Source organism: Limimaricola sp. AA108-03, from assembly GCF_050847355.1.
Classification (GTDB): Bacteria; Pseudomonadota; Alphaproteobacteria; order Rhodobacterales; family Rhodobacteraceae; genus Limimaricola.
In genome coordinates this window covers 19,963-43,830 of sequence record NZ_CP193757.1, presented here as the reverse complement: position 1 = coordinate 43,830, position 23,868 = coordinate 19,963, and the positions used below count along the sequence as shown (strand labels likewise).

General features: G+C 63.7%; 24 protein-coding genes and 4 pseudogenes. 12 read left to right on the top strand and 16 right to left on the bottom strand.

What is annotated here, in order from left to right:
• Positions 1–50 precede the first annotated feature (50 nt).
• From ACRAQ3_RS17395 to ACRAQ3_RS17360, 8 genes are all read right to left on the bottom strand, one after another.
• Positions 51–350, bottom strand: a complete 300-nt coding sequence (locus ACRAQ3_RS17395) for a hypothetical protein (protein WP_432256598.1) — start codon at positions 348–350, stop codon at positions 51–53.
• A 23-nt stretch (positions 351–373) separates the two neighbouring features.
• The gene (locus tag ACRAQ3_RS17390; protein ID WP_432256597.1) at positions 374–649 is read right to left on the bottom strand and encodes a hypothetical protein; all 276 of its coding nucleotides are present in this window, start codon (positions 647–649) and stop codon (positions 374–376) included.
• On the bottom strand, positions 646–1,173 hold the full coding sequence (locus ACRAQ3_RS17385) for a DsbE family thiol:disulfide interchange protein (RefSeq protein ID WP_432256596.1): 528 nt from the start codon (positions 1,171–1,173) through the stop codon (positions 646–648). Before ACRAQ3_RS17385 ends, ACRAQ3_RS17390 begins: the two co-directional genes overlap by 4 nt.
• A gap of 47 nt (positions 1,174–1,220) precedes the next feature.
• On the bottom strand, positions 1,221–1,730 hold the full coding sequence (locus tag ACRAQ3_RS17380) for a c-type cytochrome (protein WP_432256595.1): 510 nt from the start codon (positions 1,728–1,730) through the stop codon (positions 1,221–1,223).
• Positions 1,727–1,855 (bottom strand): hypothetical protein, encoded by a 129-nt coding sequence (locus tag ACRAQ3_RS17375; RefSeq protein ID WP_432256594.1) that lies wholly within the window; start codon positions 1,853–1,855, stop codon positions 1,727–1,729. The genes ACRAQ3_RS17380 and ACRAQ3_RS17375 overlap by 4 nt, the downstream gene beginning before the upstream one ends.
• A gap of 16 nt (positions 1,856–1,871) precedes the next feature.
• A complete protein-coding gene (locus tag ACRAQ3_RS17370) occupies positions 1,872–2,372 on the bottom strand; it encodes a DUF411 domain-containing protein (RefSeq protein ID WP_432256593.1) in 501 nt (166 codons plus the stop codon).
• Between the two features lies 1 nt (position 2,373).
• Positions 2,374–2,991 (bottom strand): WD40/YVTN/BNR-like repeat-containing protein, encoded by a 618-nt coding sequence (locus ACRAQ3_RS17365; RefSeq protein ID WP_432256592.1) that lies wholly within the window; start codon positions 2,989–2,991, stop codon positions 2,374–2,376.
• A 408-nt stretch (positions 2,992–3,399) separates the two neighbouring features.
• The gene (locus ACRAQ3_RS17360) at positions 3,400–3,741 is read right to left on the bottom strand and encodes a hypothetical protein (RefSeq protein WP_432256591.1); all 342 of its coding nucleotides are present in this window, start codon (positions 3,739–3,741) and stop codon (positions 3,400–3,402) included.
• Between the two features lie 160 nt (positions 3,742–3,901).
• Here ACRAQ3_RS17360 and ACRAQ3_RS17355 point away from each other — a divergent pair, with 160 nt between their 5' ends.
• Positions 3,902–4,336 (top strand): CBS domain-containing protein, encoded by a 435-nt coding sequence (locus ACRAQ3_RS17355; RefSeq protein ID WP_432256590.1) that lies wholly within the window; start codon positions 3,902–3,904, stop codon positions 4,334–4,336.
• A gap of 298 nt (positions 4,337–4,634) precedes the next feature.
• Here the strand turns inward: ACRAQ3_RS17355 and ACRAQ3_RS17350 are convergent, their stop codons facing one another.
• From ACRAQ3_RS17350 to ACRAQ3_RS17330, 5 genes are all read right to left on the bottom strand, one after another.
• Positions 4,635–5,645: a sodium:calcium antiporter gene (locus ACRAQ3_RS17350; protein WP_432256589.1), complete on the bottom strand. Its 1,011-nt coding sequence runs from the start codon at positions 5,643–5,645 to the stop codon at positions 4,635–4,637.
• Positions 5,642–7,954: a heavy metal translocating P-type ATPase gene (locus tag ACRAQ3_RS17345; protein WP_432256588.1), complete on the bottom strand. Its 2,313-nt coding sequence runs from the start codon at positions 7,952–7,954 to the stop codon at positions 5,642–5,644. Before ACRAQ3_RS17345 ends, ACRAQ3_RS17350 begins: the two co-directional genes overlap by 4 nt.
• 85 nt (positions 7,955–8,039) lie before the next feature.
• Entirely contained in the window at positions 8,040–8,822 is a 783-nt protein-coding gene (locus tag ACRAQ3_RS17340; RefSeq protein ID WP_432256587.1) for a ZIP family metal transporter, read from the bottom strand.
• A 35-nt stretch (positions 8,823–8,857) separates the two neighbouring features.
• A complete protein-coding gene (locus ACRAQ3_RS17335) occupies positions 8,858–10,225 on the bottom strand; it encodes a M23 family metallopeptidase (protein ID WP_432256586.1) in 1,368 nt (455 codons plus the stop codon).
• Entirely contained in the window at positions 10,222–10,362 is a 141-nt protein-coding gene (locus ACRAQ3_RS17330) for a hypothetical protein (RefSeq protein WP_432256585.1), read from the bottom strand. Before ACRAQ3_RS17330 ends, ACRAQ3_RS17335 begins: the two co-directional genes overlap by 4 nt.
• A 212-nt stretch (positions 10,363–10,574) precedes the next feature.
• On the opposite strand from ACRAQ3_RS17330, the gene ACRAQ3_RS17325 reads away from it, so the two are divergent.
• The 4 genes and pseudogenes from ACRAQ3_RS17325 to ACRAQ3_RS17310 all read left to right on the top strand — a co-directional run bounded on the left by ACRAQ3_RS17325 (position 10,575) and on the right by ACRAQ3_RS17310 (position 13,074).
• Entirely contained in the window at positions 10,575–11,003 is a 429-nt protein-coding gene (locus tag ACRAQ3_RS17325) for a MerR family transcriptional regulator (protein WP_432256584.1), read from the top strand.
• On the top strand, positions 11,000–11,326 hold the full coding sequence (locus tag ACRAQ3_RS17320; protein WP_432256583.1) for a YnfA family protein: 327 nt from the start codon (positions 11,000–11,002) through the stop codon (positions 11,324–11,326). The genes ACRAQ3_RS17325 and ACRAQ3_RS17320 overlap by 4 nt, the downstream gene beginning before the upstream one ends.
• 106 nt (positions 11,327–11,432) lie before the next feature.
• A pseudogene (locus tag ACRAQ3_RS17315) lies at positions 11,433–12,170 on the top strand (transglutaminase-like domain-containing protein).
• Complete coding sequence (locus tag ACRAQ3_RS17310) at positions 12,160–13,074, top strand: cation diffusion facilitator family transporter (protein WP_432256582.1); 915 nt, start codon at positions 12,160–12,162, stop codon at positions 13,072–13,074. The pseudogene ACRAQ3_RS17315 and the gene ACRAQ3_RS17310 overlap by 11 nt, the downstream one beginning before the upstream one ends.
• A 198-nt stretch (positions 13,075–13,272) precedes the next feature.
• Here the strand turns inward: ACRAQ3_RS17310 and ACRAQ3_RS17305 are convergent, their stop codons facing one another.
• The gene (locus ACRAQ3_RS17305; protein ID WP_432256581.1) at positions 13,273–13,785 is read right to left on the bottom strand and encodes a L,D-transpeptidase family protein; all 513 of its coding nucleotides are present in this window, start codon (positions 13,783–13,785) and stop codon (positions 13,273–13,275) included.
• A 212-nt stretch (positions 13,786–13,997) separates the two neighbouring features.
• Here ACRAQ3_RS17305 and ACRAQ3_RS17300 point away from each other — a divergent pair, with 212 nt between their 5' ends.
• From ACRAQ3_RS17300 to ACRAQ3_RS17285, 4 genes and pseudogenes are all read left to right on the top strand, one after another.
• Complete coding sequence (locus ACRAQ3_RS17300; protein WP_432256580.1) at positions 13,998–14,606, top strand: L,D-transpeptidase; 609 nt, start codon at positions 13,998–14,000, stop codon at positions 14,604–14,606.
• A gap of 208 nt (positions 14,607–14,814) precedes the next feature.
• Positions 14,815–15,153, top strand: a pseudogene (locus tag ACRAQ3_RS17295) (cytochrome c biogenesis CcdA family protein); the annotation flags it as partial.
• 15 nt (positions 15,154–15,168) lie between these two features.
• Positions 15,169–15,405, top strand: a pseudogene (locus ACRAQ3_RS17290) (phage holin family protein); the annotation flags it as partial.
• Positions 15,398–16,072: a DUF3618 domain-containing protein gene (locus ACRAQ3_RS17285; RefSeq protein WP_432256579.1), complete on the top strand. Its 675-nt coding sequence runs from the start codon at positions 15,398–15,400 to the stop codon at positions 16,070–16,072. The pseudogene ACRAQ3_RS17290 and the gene ACRAQ3_RS17285, both read left to right, overlap by 8 nt.
• Positions 16,073–16,190: 118 nt before the next feature.
• On the opposite strand, the gene ACRAQ3_RS17280 is transcribed toward ACRAQ3_RS17285, so the two are convergent.
• The gene (locus ACRAQ3_RS17280) at positions 16,191–18,701 is read right to left on the bottom strand and encodes a PAS domain-containing protein (protein ID WP_432256629.1); all 2,511 of its coding nucleotides are present in this window, start codon (positions 18,699–18,701) and stop codon (positions 16,191–16,193) included.
• Positions 18,702–18,962: 261 nt separating this feature from the next.
• Between ACRAQ3_RS17280 and ACRAQ3_RS17275 the strand changes: the two genes are divergently transcribed.
• The 3 genes and pseudogenes from ACRAQ3_RS17275 to ACRAQ3_RS17265 all read left to right on the top strand — a co-directional run bounded on the left by ACRAQ3_RS17275 (position 18,963) and on the right by ACRAQ3_RS17265 (position 22,395).
• Entirely contained in the window at positions 18,963–20,501 is a 1,539-nt protein-coding gene (locus ACRAQ3_RS17275) for a sensor histidine kinase (RefSeq protein WP_432256628.1), read from the top strand.
• A complete protein-coding gene (locus tag ACRAQ3_RS17270) occupies positions 20,498–20,872 on the top strand; it encodes a response regulator (protein ID WP_432256627.1) in 375 nt (124 codons plus the stop codon). Before ACRAQ3_RS17275 ends, ACRAQ3_RS17270 begins: the two co-directional genes overlap by 4 nt.
• A gap of 340 nt (positions 20,873–21,212) precedes the next feature.
• Positions 21,213–22,395 (top strand): annotated as a pseudogene (locus ACRAQ3_RS17265) (IS3 family transposase).
• Between the two features lie 153 nt (positions 22,396–22,548).
• Here the strand turns inward: ACRAQ3_RS17265 and ACRAQ3_RS17260 are convergent.
• Positions 22,549–23,865, bottom strand: coding sequence for an MFS transporter (locus tag ACRAQ3_RS17260; RefSeq protein WP_432256626.1), 1,317 nt, complete (start codon positions 23,863–23,865; stop codon positions 22,549–22,551).
• Between the last annotated feature and the right edge of the window lie 3 nt (positions 23,866–23,868).

Genomic DNA, 23,868 nt, shown 5'->3' with positions numbered 1-23,868 from the left:
TCTGTCTTTCTGTTTGGCGCGCCCGGGCCGAAACCCGGGCGCGCCTTCGGTCAGCCCTGATCGGCTTGATCGGCCTGGTCGTGGTGGTCCTGCATGTGGGTGTTCATCGTCTCCATCATCTCCATGCAGGCCTGCATGTGCTTCATCATCATCGGCATCATGCCTTCCATGCCTTCCATGCCTTCCATGCCGGACATGCCCTGCATTCCGGCCATATCGCCGCCCATGTGGCCGCCTTCCTTCGTTGTTTCCTGCGGCTCTGCCGGGGTGGTGTCCTGGGCATAGGCCATTGGCGCGAAAGCGATCAGGGAGAGAGCGATGGCGCCGCCGAACTTGGTGGTGATCTTCATGTCTTGTCCTTTCGGAGTGGGGTTCAGTCAGTTGAAACGTCCGGCTTGCTTGCCGGATCGGTCTTGTTGGCGCAGGCGGACGAGCCCCCGCGCATGCAGAGCCCCAGCGCGCACATCGCGGCGCAGGGGGCCAAGCTCAGGATCAGAGGGGCTGCACCTATGGCGGTGAGCCAGCCCCAGTTCAGGGCCATGCCGGTGCCGATGACGGCCAGCGCCACCAGCATCCATCCACGCCTGCCCAGGCCGGGAAACCGGCGTGCGGGGAATGCCGCGATCGCGTTCGTCGCTCGTTCGCTCATGTCGTGTTCTCCGTTTGAAGCCGGCGCACGACCGGCAGGATCTCTTCTTCCAGCGAGCGGCGGTCGAACGGGCCGACATGCTTGTAGGCAACGCGGCCGCGTGCATCGATGACGAAGGTTTCCGGAAGCCCGTAGACCCCCCAGTCGAGCGAGGCGCGCCCGGAGCGGTCGGCTCCGATGCGGGTGTAGGGATCGCCCGTCTCGTCGAGAAAACGAAGCGCCGCATCCGGCGCATCCTTGTAGTTGATGCCGTGGATCGGGACCGTGGCCCGCGCGGCCAGCTCGACCAGAAGCGGCATCTCGATCCGGCAAGGCACGCACCACGAGGCCCAGACATTGACGATCGACACCTCGCCTTGCAGGTCCCCAGTGGACAGGCCGTCGACGCGGCCCTCGATGGGAGGCAGGTCGAACTCGGGAACCGCCTTGCCGGTCAGGGCCGAGGGCAGCCGGTCGTCGGAGTTCATCAGGCCCCAGTAGAACGCCGCCGCGAGTGTTGCGAACAGCGCTGCCGGAAGGAGCACTAATACCCGACCACGGGGCCGCTTGCGCGGTTCCTGTTCCGCCGCGCTCATGGTTTGCCCTCGGCGCCGGCGGAAACCTCGGCCTGGAAGCCGCGCTCGCGCTCGGACCAGCTGGTCTTGATATAGGCCAGCACGGCCTTGATCTCGTCGTCGCTCAGCAGCCCCTTGAAGGCGGGCATGTCGCTCTCGTAGCCCGGCACCACCGCGCCGACGCCATGCTTGGTGATCGTGAACAGGTCCCGGTCGGCATGGTGCCAGGTATGGCCGCTGTCGTCGTGCGGCGGCGCGGGCATGCGCCCGTCCTCCGTCCGGCGGCGCCAGTCCGGCTGACCCTCGAGCTTTGCGCCATGACAGGCGGCGCAGCTCTCGGCATAGATCTCGCCCCCTTGGTCGACCATGTCGGACGTGACCGGCTCCCCGAGAATGGAGAGCCCTGCGATCTCCTGCGATTGCTCGGGTGCTTCTGCGTCCTCCTCCAGCAGCCCCTGCGCCACCGCCGCAATCGCGGCAGCGCCGACCAGGCCGGAGACGATCCCCAATGTCAGGCCGCGTTTCATCGCAGACTCCTCAGGAATTTGACCAGCGCCATCAGGCTCAGCACGGTCAGGGTCAGCACCAGCAGGAGAATGAGCCCGCCTCCGGCCATCATGGCACCCATCATCGGCCCGCTCATCATCGACATCATGCCCTCCATGCATTCACTCATCCGAGAACACGGTGATGTCGTCGCCTGCGAAGGCGTAGGTCTTGAGCGGGCCGCTCTTGCCGGCCATGCCGGGGGCGTTCATCGGCATGCCGGGCAGGGTGATGCGGGTGATCTCGGGACGCTCCGTGGTCAGGCGTTCCACGATCTCGGCCGGGACCAGCCCGCTGACATAGTAGCCGTCCACCTGCGCCAGGTGGCAGCCGAGGCCCTGCTCGGGCACACCCGCCTCGATCGAGCGCTTGTCGAAGTCGCGGTCGTCGATCCGCGTCACGTGGTAGCCGTTCTCCTCCATGTAATCGGCATAGGCGTCGCAACAGCCACAGTTCGGATCGCGCCAGATCGTCATCTGTCGCGCGGCAGGGACGGTGGCTTCGGTGGCTTCGCTCGGCGTGTCGCCCACGACGTCGGTTTCGGCGGTGGTGAAGGTCGCGATGCCGATAGCGGAAGCGGCGACCAAGGCGAGGGCGGAGCCCGTGAGAAGCTTGCGGTTCATGTCAGCTGTCCTTGGATTGATCGAAGGAGGTCCAGGTGGTTCCGCCGTCGCGTGAGACGCGCAGCCCGGTGGCATCGGCAGTCAGCACGTGCAGCGGGTCGACGGGATCGACCGCCAGAGCGGTGACGGGGTCAGGGGTGGCCTGCGCCCAGTTCACCCCGGCATCCGTCGACAGCCACAGCCCCGATGGCAGCGCCGCGAGAAGGTGCTCGGGCGTATCGGGTGCCAGGGTGAGGATCGTGACCGGCTCGCCCTTGGGCAGCGTTTCGGCATTGGCGGGCGCGTTGCCCGCGACCAGGGAATCCATCGCGTCGCCCGCGACGACATCCTGCCAGCGGCAGAAGCAGTCCGGCACCCGCGTCAGCCCGGCTCGCGTGCCCGCATAGAGCCAGATGCCACCCATCCCGGTCTCATTGGCGACCGAGACAACGCTGAGCACGTCATGCTCGGCATCGTCGAGATAGGGGCGGTCCATGACGAACTCCCACGTCTCGCCGTCATCCTCACTGCGCCACAGCCCGTCGCCTTCGAGAGAGGCATAAAGGGTGCCAGGTGCATGCGCGGCCATGGTGAGGGACAGGATCGGCGCACCGGGAAGTCCGGCATCCGCCGCTGTCATCGCTGCGGCGCAGGCTGCCGTCCTGCCATCCCGCGTAGATCACGCCTGGGCGGGACGGGTGTGTCGAGAGGGTTTTGGGCGGCTCCACATCGCCGAGCTTTGTCCAGCTTTCGCCTTCATGTCGCAGCAATCCGTCGGGCGTGGCTGCGAGAACAGCAGCGCCGTCGAAAGCCAGTGCATTGGCAAGGTCGAAGGTCTGCGAGGGGCCCGATCGGGCAAAGCCGGGGGTAAGGATCGTCGCGCCCAGCACGGCGAAGCCGGAGGACAGGACGCGACGACGCGATAGCGCGCGTGCGGTAAGGGCAGTCATGGAAGGTATCCTGAGAAGGGGTCGGTCGGTTGAGAGCCTGCCAGTCCAGATCGGACAGGCATGGCATCACCGGGCCGTCACCTATGAGGTGCGGCCGGTCAGCTCAGGATGGTGGTTCGTGGAGGTGCGGGATCGAAACCCGGTCGACGTGTTCGCAGCGCCGTATCGTCCAAACGTGTCATGCTGCGCGCGGCAACGGTCTGCGGCAGGATCTCCGGCGACGCCTCGGTCGACAGCAAGGGCGCAGTGCAGTCGAGATCGCAGACCAGCTGCTCGCTCGCATCCTGATCACAGGCAGGGCAGGGATCGTCCTGCGCATTGGTCATTGCCAATGCCGCCATGTCGAACGACATCCGGGCGCCGGCCGCGTCATGCATCATCACCCCGCCCAGAAGGGCAAGCGAGAGGCAGAGCGAGACAAGGCGAAGCCAGAGGCGCATGGCACAGATCTATGAACGGACGGGGCACCTGTCTACCGGGCACGGGTGGAAATCACTCACGAGACCGTCAACCCGCGGTCCGTAGCCGACGCCCAGGCAATCATGGAACGTCGTCCCGGCCGCGGTGGTTCGTCCCGGCACTCAGCCAGAGGAGCAAGACATGCAAGTTCAGGACATCATGACGAGCAACCCCACTTGCTGTGAGGGGGAAACCACCATTCAGGAAGCGGCGAAGCTGATGGTCGAGCAGTCCATCGGGGCCTTGCCCGTCCTCAACGATACTGGCGAACCGCTCGGGGTCGTCACGGATCGCGACATCTGCTGCGGGGCCGTCGCCGAAGGCAAATCCGGTGAGACCGCCGTTTCGGACGTCATGTCCACGGACGTGCTCACCACGACGGCAGAAGAAGAGGTCTCGTCCTGCTGCAACAAGATGGAGGAGCGCCAGATGCGCCGTGCCGTCGTGATCGACAGTGAGGGCAAGTGCTGCGGGGTGGTAGCGCAGGCCGATGTGGCACGCGAAGCAGAGGGGACAGAGACAGCGGATCTCGTCCAGAAAGTCTCCGAGCCCGAGAGCCGTTCCGGTTGCTGCTGATGAAAAAGGGTGGAGCCTCTCGATGGGGCTTCGCCCTTTTTTCACCTGCCGAACGCTTGAACCTATCGCCTATCCCGGAAGTTGGTGGGCCAGTGGTTTTTACAAGTATTGGCAAAGCTTAGGCACGAGGAAAAAGACATGATGGACGGCGGCATGATGGTCGGCATGGGAATCTGGTGGCTGGTGATCCTCGTTCTGGTGATCCTCGCGATCCTGGCGCTGGTGAAATATCTACGCAAATAGTGCGCCCATCTCTGGCTCCACTTTCCACATTCGGTGCGGTGCGACGATGAAAGCTTTACCCGCCTGAGCCGAAGGGCTGCACCCAGACGACAAGCAGGACAAGGTAGAGCGCGTAGACCATCGGCAGGGTAAGGACCTGCCAGAGCCGGAAGCCCTTGCGCCCGCACCAGATGAAGGCGGCGTAGAGGGCGGGCATCAGAGCCACGAAACTCAGCGTGACCCAGAACAGCTGGAAATCGTTGATCGTCATCCCGACAATCGTCAGCGGTATGAAGGCCAGGGTCATGGTCACGGTATGATCGCCGATGACACTGGTGACGCCCGACGTGATCTGTCCGCTGCGGGCGACATACCAAGTCGCGAAGATCTCCGGCAGTGCCGCCACGGGAGCGGTGATGAAAAGGCCGCCGATGATCTTCGACAGCCCGAACGCGCTAACTATCTTCTCGGTCGAGAAGACGGTGAAGTAGGCGCCAATGGCCAAGGACGCGACACCGGCCGCCGCCAGCCGCTTTTCCTTCGAACTCCACTCGACCTCTTCGCCATCGCTCCGCCCGCGCAACAGGGCCTGCGTGACATAGGCAAGATAGCCCAGCAACAGGAGCCAGCCGTCGAGGGGCTGGAGGCCACGCCAGGGCGCAGGCAGCGTCAGCAGGGCGAAGAGCGCGATGATCCCCAAATAGGGTAGGGCCTGCACCGTGACGGCCCGGCGATCGATCTCCAAAAAATGCGCCTGCCGCTGTTTTGCGTGGTCGTCATGGCCTTCGATGCGCTTCTTGCGAGTGGCGGCGTAGGCCGTCAGCACCATCAGGGGAATGGCGAGCACGTTCGACCCCAGAAGCGCGCCCAGACCGATATCGCCGACACCACGCAGGGCACTCGTGGTGTTGATGCCGATCTCCGGAGAGGCTGCGGCGAGGCCGACGAAGGCACCGCCAGCGGCCACCGAGAAACCCCATTGCTGACGTAGCTTCTTCAGATGCTCCGCCAGATGCTCCGCGCCCCAGTGAGCGGCCCAGACGGCGGCCAATAGCACCGGTATCCAGATCAGAAGATCACCACTCATACCACGTTCTGCGCTTCTCGGGAGGCAATACCCTCGGCCTCACGGGCAGTTCCGTCGGCTCGGAACATCTCTTGGTCGAGATGTCCTGTTGCAACGTTCTCCTTGTCCGGCCGGAAGAACAACAGCCGTAGCGCGTTCAGTGTCACGAGCACGGTCGCGCCCGTATCGGCGAGAATGGCAATCCACAGGCCGGTGATTCCGAGGATCGTGGTCAGGAGAAAGACCATCTTCAGCCCGAGAGCGATGACGATGTTTTGACGGATGTTCGACATGGTCGCGCGCGCGAGCCGGATCGTGCCCGGGACGTCTGTCACCCGGTCGCGCAGGATCGCGGCATCGGCGGTCTCAAGCGCCACGTCGGTGCCCGAGCCCATAGCGACGCCCACATGCGCAGCCGCAAGCGCCGGCGCGTCGTTGATGCCGTCGCCAACCATCATCACCCGTGCGTCGGAGGTCAGGTCGCGTATGGCGGCGACCTTGTCTTCGGGCATGAGGCCGGCCTGATGCGCGATGCCGAGCTGGCCCGCGATGGCCTGCGCGGTGCGGGGATTGTCACCCGTGAGCATGACCGGCTCGATTCCGAGCGTCTGGAGTTCGGCGATCGCCCAAGAGGCATCGGGCCGCGGCTCGTCGCGCAATGCAATGATCCCCAGCGGCATCGTATCGTCGAGCACAAGCACCACCGTCTTGCCCTCAGCCTCGAGGGCCGAGACCCGGGCGCGCACTGCGGCGGTCATCGCGCTTCGCTCTTCGGCCAGCCGGGGCGAGCCGACCGAGATCGCCCTGCCATCGATCACGGCCTCGGCGCCCTTACCGGGAAGCGCCTTGGCGGCGCTGGTCATGGCAGCGTCGATGCCGCGCTCCTCGGTCATGGCGCAGATCGCCCGGCCAAGTGGATGGCTGGCCCCGCTTTCGACGCCGCCCGCGCGCGCCAGCAACTCCGCTTCGCTTCCAGACAGGGCAATCACATCCGTCACGCGGGGCCGTCCTTGCGTGAGCGTGCCGGTCTTGTCGAAGGCGACATGCGTCGTGCGCGCCACTGTCTCGATCACGGCGCCACCCTTCATCAACAGGCCTTGGCGGGCCCCGGTCGACAGGGCCGAGGATATCGAGGCCGGCACCGAGATCACCAGCGCGCAGGGGCAGCCGATGAGCAGCAGGGCAAGGGCACGATAGACCCAGTCCTGCCACGCCGCGCCGAAGGCGAGGGGTGGCACCAGAGCGACCAGAATTGCCGCGCCCACCACGGCGGGCATGTAAACCCTGCTGAAGCGGTCGATGAAACGCTCGGTCGCGGCCCGCGCGCTTTCGGCTTCCTCAACGAGACGCACGATGCGCGCGATGGTGTTGTCCTGGGCCGCTTTCGTCACCCGCACGCGTAAGGCCGCCTCGGTGTTGATCGATCCGGCAAAGACCGCTGTGCCCGGCTCCTTGAGACGCGGCACGCTCTCGCCGGTCACGGGGCTTTCGTCGACCCCCGAGGTCCCTTCGATCACCTCGCCGTCGCAGGGGACGCGGTCTCCCGGGCGGACCAGCACGGTCTGGTCCACCCGGAGCGCCTGCGCGGGCACCTCTCGGGTGCGTTCCCCGCTCTCGAGCAGGGCCACCTTCGGCACGAGCCGCGACAGCGCGCGAATGCCTTCCCGCGCCTTGTTGGCGGAGAGACCTTCGAGCATCTCGCCCACCGCGAAGAGAAACACGACAAGCGCGGCCTCTTCCGCTTCGCCGATCACGAGGGCTCCCGTGGCGGCGATCGTCATGAGCATCTCGATGGTAAAGGGCATGCCCGTCCGAAGCATGGCGATGGCCCGCCGCGCTACCGGTGCGAGACCAAGGAGCGTCGCGAGGATGAAGGCCCATTTGGAAACGTGGGTCGGCATGATCAGGTGCGAGGCTGCGGCGACAGCCAGCAGCCCGCCGGTGCCGATCACCAGCCGTCCCTTCGACGTCTGATACCAGGATGTGCCGCCGGGCCCCGCGGGTTGCCCTACGGTCTCGTCGCGAACGTCGTCCTCCTGCACCATGTCAGGAAAAGTTTCATTCGGAAGGACGAAGCCGCCTTCGGGCCTCTCGAGCGCCGCACCCTTGTGCGCGATCCCGAAGCCGACGGCTCGCACCGCCGTCTCGACTTGTGCCGGAAGGGTCTCTCCCTCGTCGAGGGTCAATCGCAGCCGCTCGGCCATCAGGGCGATATCGACCTCAGACACGCCCGGAAGGCGCCCCACGGCTCCGCGCACCTTTGCGGCGCAGGAGCCGCAATCCATGCCCGTCACCCGCCACTCGTAGTGTCGCAAATCGCCGTCCGCCATGGCGTTCTCCCCGCCGTGATTCCCAGTTTGCGTCCGATATGCGACCTACAGCGGCTGTAGCTTCAAGCCCCTTGGCCCGTTTCGGTCAGCCAAGCCAGACATCGAGGAAAAGCATGAGGACGAGGCCGATCGACAAGCCGAATGTCGCCTTGTTCTGATGTCCTCGGCGGTGGGTCTCGGGGATAATCTCGTGGCTGATGACATAGATCATTGCGCCCGCCGCGAATGCCAGACCCCAGGGAAGGAGCGGCTGGGACAGAGAGACCACGCCCGCGCCGAGGGCGCCACCGATCGGTTCCACGAGGCCGGTCAGCGCGGCGATGGTCCAGGCCCGGCCCTTGTCATACCCTTCGCCGAGAAGAGAGACCGCCACGGCAAGCCCTTCGGGGGCGTTCTGGAGACCGATGCCCAAGGCGAGCGGCAGTCCTCCCGAGAGGCCATCGGCCCCGAAGCCCACGCCGACTGCGAGGCCTTCCGGGACATTATGGATCGTGATCGCGAAGATGAAGAGCCAGACCCGCCTGAGGGATGCGGCTTCAGGACCTTCCCGTCCGCTGCTGAAATGTTCATGCGGCAAACGCTCGTTCATCCATGCCACGGCGCCGATTCCTAAGAGGATTGCCGCGCAGGCGATAGCCGCCGGTGCCGCGTCGTTCTCGAAGCGGGTCTCGGCCGCATCAAGCGCCGGAATGATCAGCGAGAAGAACGATGCCGCGAGCATGACGCCTGCGGCGAAGCCGAGTGCAAGGTCGCGCGTGGCGCGCGACGGGATCTGGCCAAGCAGCACTGGGCTTGCACCGACCGCAGTCATGGCGCCGGCCAGAAGGCTGCCCACGACGCCGAGGGCGAGCGGGGACATCTGCTCCATCATCGAGTTCCTTGTTCGAGCGGGAATGGAGACAGTCAGAGGCTGCCGGTCGCGACGTGTTCAGGCTGTTGTAACAAGCGGGCTTCGAGCCGGGACCGCGCGCTCAGGAGGCGGGTCAGCGCCTCGCCAGCATCGTCGGCCCCATCGGTCGCTTGAGCCAGGCGCTCGTCCGACAACGGATCTGTGGGGCGGCCGTTCACACGCACCTCGTAATGCAGGTTCGGACCGGTTGCCGTGCCGGTGGCACCTACGAGGCCGATGGTATCGCCTGCGGCGACGCGCTGCCCCCGCGCCAACCCGTCCGGCACCTCGCTGAGATGGGCGTAGCGGGTCAGGGTGTCTGAGCCATGCGCGATCTCGACGACCCGGCCATAGCCGCCGCGCCAGCCCACATAGGCGATGCGCCCGGGGGCCGTGGCATTCACGGGTGTCCCCCAAGCGGCGGCAAAGTCGACGCCGGTGTGCATGCGCACATTGCCATAAACCGGATGGGTGCGCTTTCCGAAGACGGAGGAAAGTCGCGCGCCTTGCACGGGCGGGGCGAAAACCCGCAGCACCTCTCCATCAAGATAAATGGTGGCACGGCCGCTTTCATCGTCGGGCCAGACCACCTCGTAGAGAGCGTCCCCGACATCCAGAGATGCAAAGGCCAGCCGAGGTTCGCCAATGACAGCGTCCTCCACCCTCGACTCTCGCCAAAGCAGGCGCAGGGTCTCGCCGCCACTGAGCTCACGGCGGAAATCCACCGTGCCGCCAAGTATCTGCGCGAGATCGACGGCAAAACGGGCCGGAATGCCCGTCTCCGCAAGCGCCGAGGAAATCGAGGTCACGACTTCGGCTTGCCCGGCCACGATCTCGACCTCGGGCTCCGGTGAGACGACACGGGTGGCCAATCGATCCCCGAAGGTTGCCTCGATACGGGTGCCGTCATCGACCTCCAGCGTGACCCGCTGCGGGGCGCCAAGATCGGTCGTCATGACGGAAACGACGTGACCGGGGCGGAGCTTGCGCAGGTCGTATTCGACACCCATTGCAAGGGCGACCTCTGCGCGGTCCGCTGCCTTGAGACCGGCGTCCATCAGGACCGCGTCCAGTGTCTCGCCCGCCGCAATCTCACGCGACCATGCAGCGTGTGACGGCGCAATCTCCGGCGGGGCAGTTTCGGCCACTAACACCTCGGGGAGAGCCAACGGCATGGCGACGGGTGCAACGTCGTGCTCCGCAGAGACTTCGACCGGGTTGTCCTGAGCCATCGGCGGTGATGCGATGGGGGCAGGCGCCCAGTCACCGATCACAGTCAGGGCCGGCGGCACCGACTCCGTCGAAACCAGGGTCGGGTATACAAGGATACCCGTCGAAACACCGAGTGCCGCAGCCCCCGCGGCCCAATAGCGCAACCTCATGCCGGACCCTTGCTGACGTAGCTCGAGACCACGGGAATGTCGGTCGCGTTGAGCTGCCCCAGCAGGGAAAAGCGAGCGCAAACGACAGAAGGGTCCGTCATCTCGGACCGGTCGTCATTTTCCATATGGCTGGTCATGTGCTGTCTTGTTCCTACGAAGGGCCAATGCGGGGTGCTATCGGCCCGTGGCGGACCGATTCCGGAAGTGTCAGCGCACTGCTAAAACCTCGACCTACTGGAGGTTCAACCCCTATTCGCGTGAACTTTGCAAAGCATTTTGTGATCCTGCGGCACCAGCTTGCCAATCCGTCGCTCCAAACCTACGGAGAGTATAGGTTTGGAGTGCGACGATGCTGACGATTGGTTATCTGGCGAAGAAGACGGGCACGAAAGTGCAGACGATCCGCTATTACGAGCAGGTCGGCCTGATGCCCGAACCGGGGCGGACCGATGGCGGCCAGCGCCGCTATGGAAATGCCGAACTCGACCGCCTGTCCTTCATACGTCACGCCCGGCAGCTTGGCTTCTCGCTTGATGCGATCCGCGAACTGCTCGACCTCAGCGATCATCCTGCCCGCTCCTGCGAGGAGGCGGATGCCATCGCCCGGCGCCAGCTCAAGCAGGTCGAGCAGCGCGTGGCCCGGCTCGAGGTGCTGCGGTTGGAACTGGAACGCATGATCGAGGAATGCAGCGGCGGGCGAGCGGCCGATTGCCGCGTGCTCGAAGTTCTGCGCGATCACTCGGAGTGCCTGACGGACCACGAGGGCATCGGCACTTGAACGCCGTCATCGTTTATCCGCTGGCCGCCATCGCCGAGATCGCAGGATGCTTCGCCGTCTGGGCCTGGTGGCGGCTTGGCGCTTCGCCACTTTGGCTCTTGCCCGGCATGGTCTCATTGGCGCTATTCGGATGGTTGCTCGCACAGGTCGAGACGTCCACGGCAGGGCGGACCTTCGCGGCATATGGCGGCATTTACATAGCCGCATCGGTGCTCTGGATGTGGATGGCCGAGGGGCACCGTCCCGATCGGTGGGATCTCATCGGGACGATGGTGAGCCTGACAGGGGCAATGATTATTCTCGCAACGCCACGCGGCACGTGAGCGAAAAAGCCTTGAAGCTACAGTCACTGTAGGAGTTACCTCTCCTCCCAACGATTCGTGGAGAGAGTTCGTGCAAACTGCCACCTGCTTGACGGCGACCACCCCGATGTTGGATTTCGAAGTGCCTGCCATCGCCGTCCTGATCGAGGAGCGGGGTTGGGCAAGTTTGCCGCAAGCCGATCGGATCGGCGCCATCTACGATTTCGTGCGCGACGACATTCTCTTCGGCTACAATCGAGCAGATGACATTTCGGCCAGCGACGTGCTGCGGGACGGCTTTGGCCAGTGCAATACCAAGGCCACCTTGTTGATGGCACTCCTGCGCGGTGTGGGAATGCCATGCAGGCTGCACGGGTTCACGATTCACAAGACGCTTCAGCGTGGCATGGTGCCGGAGGCGGTCTATCCATGGGCTCCCGCAGAAATCCTTCATTCCTGGGTGGAAGTCGAACTGGATGGCGATTGGCTGAACCTCGAAGGGTTCATTCTCGACAGTCCATATCTTCAGGCGATCCGAGCCGCTTTCCCGGACCAGAATGATCTGTGTGGCTATGGTGTCGGCACGGATCGCCTTGGCGCGCCGCAAGTCCGGTGAACCGGTAAGGATACCTACATCCAGAAAACCGGTGTTGCCCGCGATCTTGGAACCTTCGCTTCACCCGACGATTTTTTCGAGAACCGCAGACAGGCGATCGGCCGTTTCCAGGAGAGGCTGTATCGCCATGCGATCCGCTATTGGATGAACGCGCGAGTGCGCAAGATCCGGAATGGTGATGTTCCCCCGGTGCCTGGCATTGGTGCCATGAGGAAAAGTTTATTAAAGGAGCATGGACATGCCGCATGATCACAGCCACGCGCATCTCGATCCCGAATCCGGGGATCGGCGTGTTTCCATAGCCATATGGGCCAATGCCCTGCTGACCGTGGCGCAGATCGTGGGTGGCATATTCGCCGGCAGCCTCGCGTTGATCGCGGATGCGCTGCACAACTTCTCGGACATGGCCTCGCTCGTCATCGCCTTCGTTGCCCGCAAGATCGCGCGCCGGCCCGCGGATTCGACGATGACCTTCGGCTATGGGCGGATCGAGATCGTGGCCGCTCTCATCAACTATACAACTCTCATTCTCATCGGTTTCTACCTGATCTACGAAGGCGGCATGCGGATGATCGATCCGCCCGAGGTGCGCGGCTGGACGGTCGTCATCCTCGGCGGGATCGCATTGATCATCGATGCGCTGACGGCGGGCCTCACCTACTCGATGCAGAAGGGCAGCGTGAACATGCGGGCACTGTTCCTGCATAATCTTTCGGATGCGCTCGCCTCTGTTGCGGTCATCATCGGCGGCACGTTGATCCTCCTTTACGACCTGCGTTGGGTCGATCCTGCCATCACCATCGGCATCGCGTTGTATATCCTTTATCTGTCACTGACTGAGATCGGCGGCCCGATCCGGACCCTGATGCTCGGCAGTCCGCCCGATCTCGACAGTGACGCCGTCGTTCAGACGATGCGAGACGCCGATGGTGTTCTGGATGTCCATCATGTGCATCTTTGGCAGATGCAGGAGCATGAGGTCGCGCTTGATTGTCACGTGGTGCTGAACGATCAGGGCTGGGCGCGTATCGAAATCGTGAAGGCTGACATTAAGAACCGTCTGAAGGATGGTTCTGGCATTTCCCATTCGAGTCTGGAGTTCGAACACGAGGAACATGCCCATCAGAACGCCGAGTTGTATGGGCATGGATGAGTGAAGTCGGCCAGTCGTCGAAACGGATCATCCGGTTGATGCTGGTCGACCGGATGTCTCGGCATTCAGAGGCACGCTTTTCCGATCTGCCTTACCGCCAACCCGCAATGCAAAGCAGTCTCAGCGGCCGAAGTATTAGCGCCTGATATTCAAAGTCATCGTCATAGCCGTCGCCATCACCATCGCGTTGTCTGATAGTCAGGCATAGATGTCGATAGGCGTCCCGTTCCGAACCATGGAGTAGATTTCTTCGATCTGACGGTCCGATACCGAGATGCAGCCTGCCGTCCAGTCGCGGACATCCATGGGGTCGACGCCGGGTCTCGGGCCGCCATGGATAAATATGTCCTTTCCGGGAGACCGACCAAGCGCTTCCGCAAAAGCGATGTCGGCCTCATTTGGATAGGAAATCCCAATGGAAAGGTGGAAGAGACTTTTCGGATTCCGTCGATCTATCAGATACGAGCCCTCCGGCGTCCGCCCATCCCCTTCGAACTGCTTGTGGCCTTCGGGTGCGAAACCAAGACCGATGGGGTAGGTCTTCAAGACACCATCCGCCCCGTCAAGCAGCAGTAGCCGCTGCTCCTTGTAAATCCGCAACCGGGTTACAGGGGGTCCGTCATATGACCGAAACTTCCCGGCACAGCCAGACAGGAAAGCGGCCAGCCCGCTCAATAATATGGCACGTCGCGCGGATCTGGTGGCTGCCATCGTTCGTGGCCTATCATGTGAGGTCTGTTCGACTTCTGGCACTACCTTGGCAAATGTGATGGCTCAAGGCCTGTGGGTTGTAACGTCCGGGTTGAGCCATACAGTCGATCTTCACCGCGCAGGACACGAAGATCGGCTGATGCAGGCATAATAGCGGTATACCGGATCGACCATCCGGCTGGTGCTGGCGAAATAATGTAAAGGACAACACGATGCAGCGAAGAAGATTTCTTGCCACGGCAGCTGGTTTCAGCGTGGCAGCTGGGGTGCCGAGCTTGGGAATGGCCCATGAGTTGCCCGAGAAATTCATGCCGCGTGAGGTCGAGATCGCGCCGGGCATTGCCCCAGGAGAAATCCACGTCATGCCGGACGAGTTCGCGCTCTATTGGACGCAGCCGGAAGGCCGGGCGATACGCTACAGCGTCGGAGTCGGACGCGACGATCTCTACCATGCCGGCAGTTACATCGTGCGGGTGAAGAGGGAGTGGCCGAGCTGGAAACCGACCCCAGCCATGATCCGGCGAGAGCCCAAGAAATACGAGCAATACGAGGAGGAAGGGATGCCCGGCGGCCTCGACAATCCGCTCGGCGCGCGAGCGCTCTATCTCTTCGTCGATGGCCGTGACACTTACCTGCGTATCCATGGCACCAACCAGCCCTCGACGATCGGACAGGCGGTTTCAAACGGCTGCGCGCGTCTGGTGAACGATCACATCATCGAGCTCTACGAGAAAGTGCCTGTGGGAACGAAGGTCTATCTCTATCCGAAGGCAGGAAATCCCTACGATCCAGACCAGAATGGGATGGACTCTCATAGCTGAGTGGGTCTTGCCGCGGACAGCGCCAAGGCACCGGCGCGTTACCCCTGGCCACCTGCGGCCTCATCGGCCGCGATGACACGCTCTTGATGGGTGCGCTCGCGCTTGGGTCATGCGGACTTCAGGCAGTCGAAGATCGCTTCGACCTCGGCCTTGGCCAGCATGCCTGCGAAGACCGGCATGCTGCTCTCGTAGCCGTTGCCGACCATGCTATGTTCTGTGGCTCGCTTTCGGCTTTGGCTGGACCCCGTGCATCGGGCCGATCCTCGGCGCGATCCTGACGGCGAGCGCCATGCAGGCCACCATGGGGGAAGGCGTGGCGCTTCTGGCGGTCTATTCGGTCGGGCTCGGCGTGCCCTTCGTGCTGGTCGCGGCCTTCATCCAGCAGGTCAGCACGAGGCTGCGCAGAGTCCGCGGCATGGGACGTGGGCTGCACATGATTGCCGGGGCGGTCATGGTGCTGATGGGGCTTGCGATGATGACCAGCCAGCTAACCGCCTTTTCCTACTGGTTGCTCGAGACCGTGCCTGTGCTGGGACGGATCGGATGACTTGCGACAGGCGCGGTTCTGTTGCTCGTGTCCCTGAACGTTTTCGCCGCAGCCTTCGTGGCTTGGTTGACCGAGGCCGGGGTCGGGCCGGGGTGGTCGGCGCTCATCGTCGGCGGCGTGCTGGCGATCATCGCGATCGTCCTGGTGATCAGCGGAAAGAACAAATTGAAACTGGTCAATCTCGCGCCCACGCGCACTGTCCGGAACGTTCAGCGAGACGCCGAGACTTTGAAGGAGGCGCACAATGGCTGACGACACTGGAAACTATACCCGTTCCCCCGAGGAGATCGAACGCGATATCGCGGCCGAGCGGCAGCAGCTGCACGACACGATCGACGAAGCCCTGAGCCGTTTCACTTTTGAAGACGCCTGGAACCGGGCCGGAGGGTATCTGAAAGAGAACCGCTCCGAGTTCGGTCACAGCTTCGGCCGGGTGCTTCGCGAGCGTCCGATGGGGGTGGTGCTGACGGCTGTGGGCCTCGCATGGCTGTTCTTCGGTCCGAAGGAAACGGCCAGGCGGCGTTCCTTTTCTTCTCGCCGGCTCGCGGACGAAAGGGCCCGCGATCGGACGAAGGCAGAGCGCGCGGCGTATCTTGCGGAGGAGTGGGAAACCCAGGTTTCCGATCGCAAACCCGGGGTTTCGGACCTTCCCGGCGAACCGCCGGTTGAGCCGACGCGTCCAGTGTCATCGCCGGTGTCTACGGGTGTCTCCCCGACCCCCAGCGCCTCCGGTGCTGTGCCAGTCACCCCGCAGAAGCGCGACGCCTCCGCATCCCCGCGCGGGAGCGAGGCGGTCCAACCGGCTTCGATGACTCCATCGGCGCCATCCGCCTCCACTTCTGCTGAGGAGCCGATGAAATCGGCCGATCATTCTCCGGACCCTGCCACTCCCACCAAGGAAAGCGATCGGAAGTTGTGACTTCCGCGCCCGCAGTTTGAAGACACCCTTCCGAAAGGCCGTTGGCTGGCACCAGCGACCTCTTGGAGAAGCGCAGCCGATCGATACGGAGGGCGCGCTTGACAAGAGCTGTGTTCGATCAGTCCATCAGGCACTCGTCCGAGCAGGTGAAGCGCCAGCGAAAGCCTTCGGGTGGATAGGCGAGTTCCACCTCGCCCGAGAACGCCCCCTGGACGAGCCGGTCGAGCACGATGCTTCCGAAGCCCTTGCGGGTGGGGGCTTCGACAAGCGGCCCGTCCCGCTCGGTCCAGCATACGGTCAGTCGCCTGTCTCCATTCGCCGTCTTGGCGACTTCCCAGACGATGTCGACGTGACCGGTTTCCTGCGAGAGCGCGCCATACTTGCCGGCATTCGTGGCCAGTTCGTGGAACGCCATGCCAAGCGTCTGCGCGGCTTCCGCGGTGATCGCGGCCCTTGGCCCTTGCAAGTGGATGCGCGTGCCGACCAGATCTTCGAAATGCGCCAGCTGGCCGCGCACCAGCTCTCCGAGGCGAACACCGTTCCAGTTATCCTTGACGAGCAGGTCGTGCGAATGCGCCAGCGCCCGCAGCCGTCCCTCGAAGCGAGGTAAAAACTCCCCGGCATCGGTCTGCCAGATCTGCCGGGCGATCGCCTGAACCAGCGAGAGGGTGTTCTTGGCGCGGTGATTGATTTCCCGCATCAGGAACTCGGTGTGCTCCTTGGCTTTCTCGCGTTCGGTCACATCGAAGCCGGAGACGACGATTTCCCGCACGCTTCCATCATCGTTGATGATGGGTGACAGCAGCATGTCGACGGTCACGCGTCCATCGCCCGGAGTGCGTGCCACGGCGTCGTAGCGCACGACCTCGCCAGTGGCCGCCCGGGCGATGGAAGCGCGCAGTTGTCTGGCGACCTCGGGATCGTAGGACCACCCATATGTCTCCCAAGCCAATTGCCCGATGACCTCGTCACGTCCGACGCCGCCCGTTTCCAGCGCCATCGCGTTCGCTTCCACGATCCGCCCGTCGAGATCGAGCGTGCCGATGAAGGCGACGGCGTTGTCGAGCACCAGGCGCAGCCGCTCGGCGCTGTCGCGGGTCTGCCGTTCCATGCGATGCCGCTCGGTGACATCGAAGACGACGCCGATCATCCTGACAGGACGACCGCCCTCATACCGGATGACCCGGCCGCGGCCGGCGATATGGCGAATGTCCCCGTCGGGCCGCCGGACCCGGAACACGACATCGAAGTTTTCGCCGGTTTCGATGGAGCGCACCAACTCCGCTTCGACCGTCTCCCTGTCATCGGGATGGATCATCTCGAAGAACAGATCCGTCGAGGACGGCGTCGCAGGGTCGAGCCCCAGGAGTTTGTAGAGCAGCGGAGTCCAGACGACGTTGCCTGAGGCGAGATCGAAATCCCACGCCCCCATGTTGGCGGCCTCATGGGAGAGATGCAGTCGCTCCTCGCTCTCCCGTAAAGCCGCTTCCTGGGCGGTGCGGTCGGACAGGTCGTAGAAATAGCAAGCCACCCCGGGCAGGCCGTCCGGCAACCGGATCTGCTCCAAAGTCCAAGCGTAGGTTTCATCAGCATCGCGGTCGCGTCGATGCTCCTGCGCCAGCAGGTCGCGATACGTCTTGCCCGTATCGAGGGTGTTCCGGATGCGGGCGATGACATCCGACACGAAGGGCTCGGACCAGATCGCACGCAGCAATTCGCGGTAATCGCACCCGATCAGGGGGGTGATCCCGCCAAAGGCTTTCGCTCCGCCCGCGCTGACTTGCACGAGCCGAAACTCCGCATCGATCACGCAGATGCCGAAGGGCGCCCCCTCGATCACTTGCCGGAAGGTTTCCGAGCCTGCCGGGGTCGAAGGATCGGTCCGCTTGCTCTCGGTAATATCGGTGATCGTGCCGCGTATGCGCCAAGCCTGACCGCTGGCCGGGTCCAGTGGACCCACGGTTTCTCCCCGGTCCCTGATCCACCGAACCTCCCCGTCTCGCTGGAAAAAGCGATACTCGATTTCGAAGGGGCCCAGCCTGCGATGCGCTGTCTTCTGCAAGCCGCGCAGGCGAGCGCGGTCTTCGGGGTGAACCCGTTCTTCGGTGAGACGGTCCAGATCGAGATCCCACTCGGGCGGCAGATCGAAAATCTGAAACATTTCCTCGGACCACCAGGGCTTCGCCTGCGCCACATCATACTCGTAGAAGCCGATGCCCCGCGCCGTGCCGAGGCGGGCCTCCTGTTCCATGGCCTGGATCTCGCGCGCCCGGGTCACATCGACATTGAGGCCATGCAGAAGTCGGGCCCGCCCATCGGCGTCGCGCTCGATGGTGCCACGGTCGTGAATGTAGCGCACATGCCCGTCGGGACGGACAATCCGGAATTCGTGCTCGTAGCTGTCTCCGGTCTCCAGAAAGCTCGATATCTCGGCCTCGATCCGTATCCGATCCCCGGGGTGCACGAGTTGCAGGAAGCTCCGCTCCGCGGAAGGCGGTTGGCGAAGGCCATAGAGCTTTGTCAGTCCTTCGGACCAGACAAGCCGGTTCTCGAGGACATGCCACTCATAGGTTCCGCAGCCTGCAATCCGGTCGAGGACTCTGTCCATATCGGGATCTTTCTCGATCATCGCCTCTTCCGGACAGCTCAAGGCTGTCAGCACCCGGTCCACTTCTACCGAGCGTTATCGGAGATACCATCTCTTTTCGAGGAAGAACGGTGCAAGCCGGAATTACCGACAGCGATGCGGCAAATGGCGGGCAGTTCAGGCGGGCCAGGCTTCACATGTGCGGGAATGTCTACAGCCATTGGAAACGAACGGCTTCGGCCTTAGTTTCACCCGCGCTTGGGGTCTACAAGGCCATGACAACCAGAGCGGCAGAGTTCATTCTTGACAACGACATCTCATACTTCTTCGAGCCAGCTCCTGGCGGCGCTCTGTGATCGGGCAAGCGAGCCACTCTTGCTTCTCGATGCCCAGAATTGCTGCATCTTCCTGAACCGGGCGGCTGAGGCGCTGACCGGCTACAGGCAAGATGAAATGCGCGGCCGGTCCCTGTGGGACGTGGTCGGGCAGGACGACGCCGATCTGTCGCTTCACGATCGCTTCCCGATCGCCAGCGGGCAGCCACAGCGCGATGTGCTGAAGGACAGGAGCGGTCAGGCCCACCCGATCATCTATACCGCCAGTCCGGTGCGCGAAGGCGGCGAGGTAGTGGGCACGGTGCTGGAGATGCGCCCGACAGGAGGTGATCAGGCGGCCATCGCGGCGCTGAAAGAAGAAACCCGCATGCTCGAGATCCTCAATCGGACCGGCAGCATGCTGGCCAGCAAGCTGGATCTCGAGGAGATCGTCCAGGCTGTCACGGAGGCGGCCACCGAGTTGGCGGGCGCTCAATTCGGTGCGTTCTTCTACAACGTGATCCGAGACGGCGAGGCACTCCAGCTCTATACGCTGTCCGGCGCATCTCGCGACGCTTTCGCGGCCTTTCCGCAGCCGCGGCATACGGCCGTGTTCGAACCGACCTTCGCGCAGGGTCGCGTGGTTCGTTCCCCGGATATCCGGCGCGATCCGCGCTACGGGCGCAACCCCCCGTTCCGCGGCATGCCGGAAAGCCACCTGCCCGTTTCAAGCTATCTCTCAGTGCCGGTCCTGGCGTGCAATGGGACGATCCATGGTGCGTTGATTTTCGGTCATGAGGATATCGGGGTATTCACCGAGCGGAGCGAGCGCATCGTGGCCGCGATTGCCGCGCAGGCGGCCGCGGCGATCGACAACGCTGCCCTTTTCGAGGCCTCGCAGCGGGAGATCGCGGACCGGCAAAAGGCGGAGGCGCACCAGAAACTCCTGATCCAGGAACTCAATCACCGTGTGAAGAACATGCTTGCGACCGTGCAGTCCATCGCGCAACGCACTCTCCGGGGGCGTGCAGAGGAAGCGGCCATGCGGTCGTTCCAGGAGCGGCTGCATGCCCTGTCGCACAGCCACAGCCTGATCATGCGCCAGAACTGGCAAGCCGTCGATCTGAAGGATCTGGCCCACACCGCCTTGGCGCCATTTCTGGGCGAGGCAAAGGGGGAGGCACGCGCCCGGCTCGACGGCCCCCCTGTTTGTCTTGAGCCGAAAGTCGCTCTGGCTCTGGGCATGGGATTTCACGAACTGGTCGCCAACGCAGCCCGGCATGGTGCTCTGCGCGGCGATTCCGGCTACATCGATCTGTGCTGGAGAACCATGGAAGACGGCACCTTGCATATATCCTGGACCGAAAAGGACGGTCCGCCGGTCGAAGCGTTCGACGCGTCCGGCTTCGGTTCCTATCTGCTCCGGCATGGCTTGGCGCATGAGTTGGGGGGTGACGTGCAGATGAGAGCGGACCGCTCCGGGGTGAGTTGGGACATCTTCGTCCCAGAACCAGGGCAGCTTCAATGAACGGGGTTGCTCTGAACGGGTTGCGTGTTCTCGTGGTGGAGGACGAGATGCTCGTTTGCATGGATCTCATGGATATGCTTTCGGAGCTTGGCTGTATTGTGGTCGGCCCGGCGGCTCGGGTGCAGCAGGCCCTGGGGATCGTCGAACAGGAGCCTATCGATCTCGCCATGCTCGACATCAACCTCGGCCGCGAGACCAGCTATCCCATTGCCGAGCGGTTGGCGGCTTTGGGCATTCCCTACTTCTTCTCCACGGGCTACTCGGTGGTCGAACCCGCTTTCGAGAACAAGCCCCGCTTGCAAAAACCCTTCTCCGAGCGCCAGCTCTCGTCCGTGTTGATGTCCCTCGGCGGGAGCATTCATTCGTCGTGATCCCTGGCCCCGGATCGCCTTGCCGAGGTGGGCAATCCGCACATTGGGGCAACGCTGCCATCCCGAAGGATCGGATGCGGACCGGGCAACCCGCGGTCTTCGCAAGATCCGCAATTTCCGCAGCTCCACCATGCGCGGAAGGGCTGGTGCGATACTTTGAGCAGAAGTCCCAAGACGCCCGATCGGTCAGAATGAAAGCGACTGCGACTACGCAGGGCTATCCGAGGATCAGGCCGGCTCCACGGTGCCGCCCATTCCGTCATGCGGCCCCATACAAAGACGGTGATCTTGCTTTGGGTCCCAGAGCATCTGCTGATCTTCACCGACGAGGAGATCAGAGATGTCGAAACGCAAGCAGCACGCGCCTGCTTTCAAGGCCAAGGTCGCGCTGGAAGCCCTGAAAGGCGAACAGACGGCCGCCGAGCTGGCGAGCCGATTTGGGGTGCATCCCACGCTTATCCATCAGTGGAAGCGGGCGCTGCTCGAGGGCGCTTCAGGGGTCTTCGAACAGGGCGGAAAGAAGGCGCCCGAAGTCGACGAGACGCAGGTGAAGGAGCTGCATGCCAAGATTGGTGAGCTGGCGGTCGCCAACGATTTTTTGTCCAGAAAGCTCAAGCCCTGGGGCGGGACGTGAGGCGCGGCATGATCGAGCAAGACCATCCGACCCTGTCTGTGGGGCGGCAGTGCCGGCTGCTGTCGCTCTCGCGATCGTCGTTCTACTACCGGCCAGCCGGGGAGGCCGAGCTGAACCTCGACCTCATGCGGCTGATCGACGAACAATTCCTCGAAACGCCGTTCTACGGCGTGCGGCAGATGGCCCGGCATCTGCGCAGTTCAAGGAACCGTGGCCCCAGTGGGGCCGCGTAAGCCCGCAGAACGGCCACGCAGTGGACGACAAGCGGGTGCGGCTCATGGGCCTCATGCCGATCTACCAGAAGCCCAACACCAGCAAGCCTGCCAAGGGGCACAAGCGATACCCATACCTGCTAAGGGGGTTGCGCGTGGAGCGGCCCAACCAAGTCTGGTGCGCCGACATCACCTATCTCCCCATGCGGCGCGGCTTCCTCTATCTCGTGGCGATCATGGACTGGCACACCCGAAAAGTGCTGGCCTGGCGCCTGTCGAACACGATGGAGGCCGAGTTCTGTGTCGAGGCGCTGACCGAAGCGATTCAGCGGTTCGGCTTGCCCGAGATCATGAATACCGATCAAGGCAGCCAGTTCACGTCCTTCGCCTGGAGCGACCTGCTCAGACGCGCCGGCGTCCGCATCTCAATGGACGGAAAGGGGCGCTACCTCGACAACATCTTCATCGAGCGGCTTTGGCGCACCTTGAAATACGAGTGCGTCTACCTGCACGCTTGGGAGACCGGCTCGGAGGCAGGGGCGGGGCTCAGGAACTGGATTGATTTCTACAATCGAAAGCGCCCGCATTCCGCCCATGGCGGCCAGCCGCCAGCAGTGGTCTACTGGCAGAGAAACCCCACCATTCAACCCGATCAGCAGGAGCTAAGAGTAGCTTAGAAGGCGCCAGATCCTGTCCAGAAATCGGGGAGCACCTCAGTTGAACGCCATCCCCAATGAACGAGACCTTCGATAGGCTTCGTGTGAATGCAAATCACTTGTCCCTTATCCGTTGGGCGAGAGGTCTTCGAGCGAACCGGCAGGCCCCGGAAATTAACGTCCGCCGATGTGGGGCCAATGACGATGCAGATCGTCGACCATGACGGCGTGACGATGATCGGCAGTGCCGTGCTCCTGGAGATGCGGATGCCCGGGGGCAAGGTCCGGGTGGGTGTGTGATCGCGCCTCTTCTTCAGTCGAGGGCCAGAACGTCAGAGCGGCCACGACGCCTGCGCCGGCAAGGCTGGCCATGACGAGGAAGGTCGCATCAAGCCCCAATTCCACGCCCATCCACCCCGCGAGCGGGTATGTGAGCAACCAAGCGGCGTGCGACAGAGAAAACTGCGCCGCAAATATGGCTGGTCTGTCGTCGGGGAGCGCCGAGCGGCGCAGCAAGCGTCCGGCCGGGGTCTGCACGAGGCTGTAACCGAAGCCGAGAGTGAGCCACAGCGCGATCAGGGCCGTGAACGAGCCCACAAGCGGCCCGAGCGCCATTCCGGCAACCAGAAGCCCGCTTCCCCAGAGCATCGCAGGGCGGTCGGGCACGCGATCGAGCAGGCGGGGCAAGGCCAGTGCGGCCACGATCGAGCCGCCTCCGAACGCCGCGAGCGCCAGGGCGACCTCCGTCTCGGCCAGCCTGAACCCTGCCTGAACGATCACGACCGTATTGACGATGACCATGGCGCCCGTGGCCGAGACCGCGAGGTTGAGGGCAAGGAGGCCCCGCAACCGTGGTGTTGCCAGATAGAGGCGCAGGCCTCGGGTCGTGCGATCCCAGATGCTTCTGGGCGGGCCCGGCACGGCGGTGGGCAGCGTCACTGTCATGACCAGCGCCGCAGAGGCCAGAAAGCCGATGACGGTTCCACCGAACAGGACCGGAAAGCTCACCACCGTCAGGAGCGCGGCCGCGAGCATCGGGCTGGCCAGATTTTCCAGATCATAGGCGAGGCGTGAAAGCGACAGCGCCCGGGTATAGTCCGCCTCGCCGGGCAGGACGTCGGGAATGGTCGCCTGGAAGGTCGGAGTGAAGCCAGCCGAAGCGGCCTGAAGCAGGAAAATCAGCAGATAGACCTGCCACGCCTCCGTCACGAAGGGCAGTGCCAAGGCAACGATGGCCCGGCACAGGTCGAGTGCGATCAGCATGGCCCGGCGCGGCACGCGGTCGGCCAAGGCCGAGGCAATGGGGGCAAGCGTCACATAGGCGATCATCTTGATCGCCAGCGCCGTGCCCAGCACGATGCCGGCCCGGTCGCCTGCGATATCCCAAGCCAGCAGGCCAAGGGCGACTGTGGCAAGTCCCGTGCCCACGAGCGCGATCACCTGGGCCGCGAAGAGGTGGCGGTAGGTGCGGTTCGCGAGAACGCTCAGCATGGC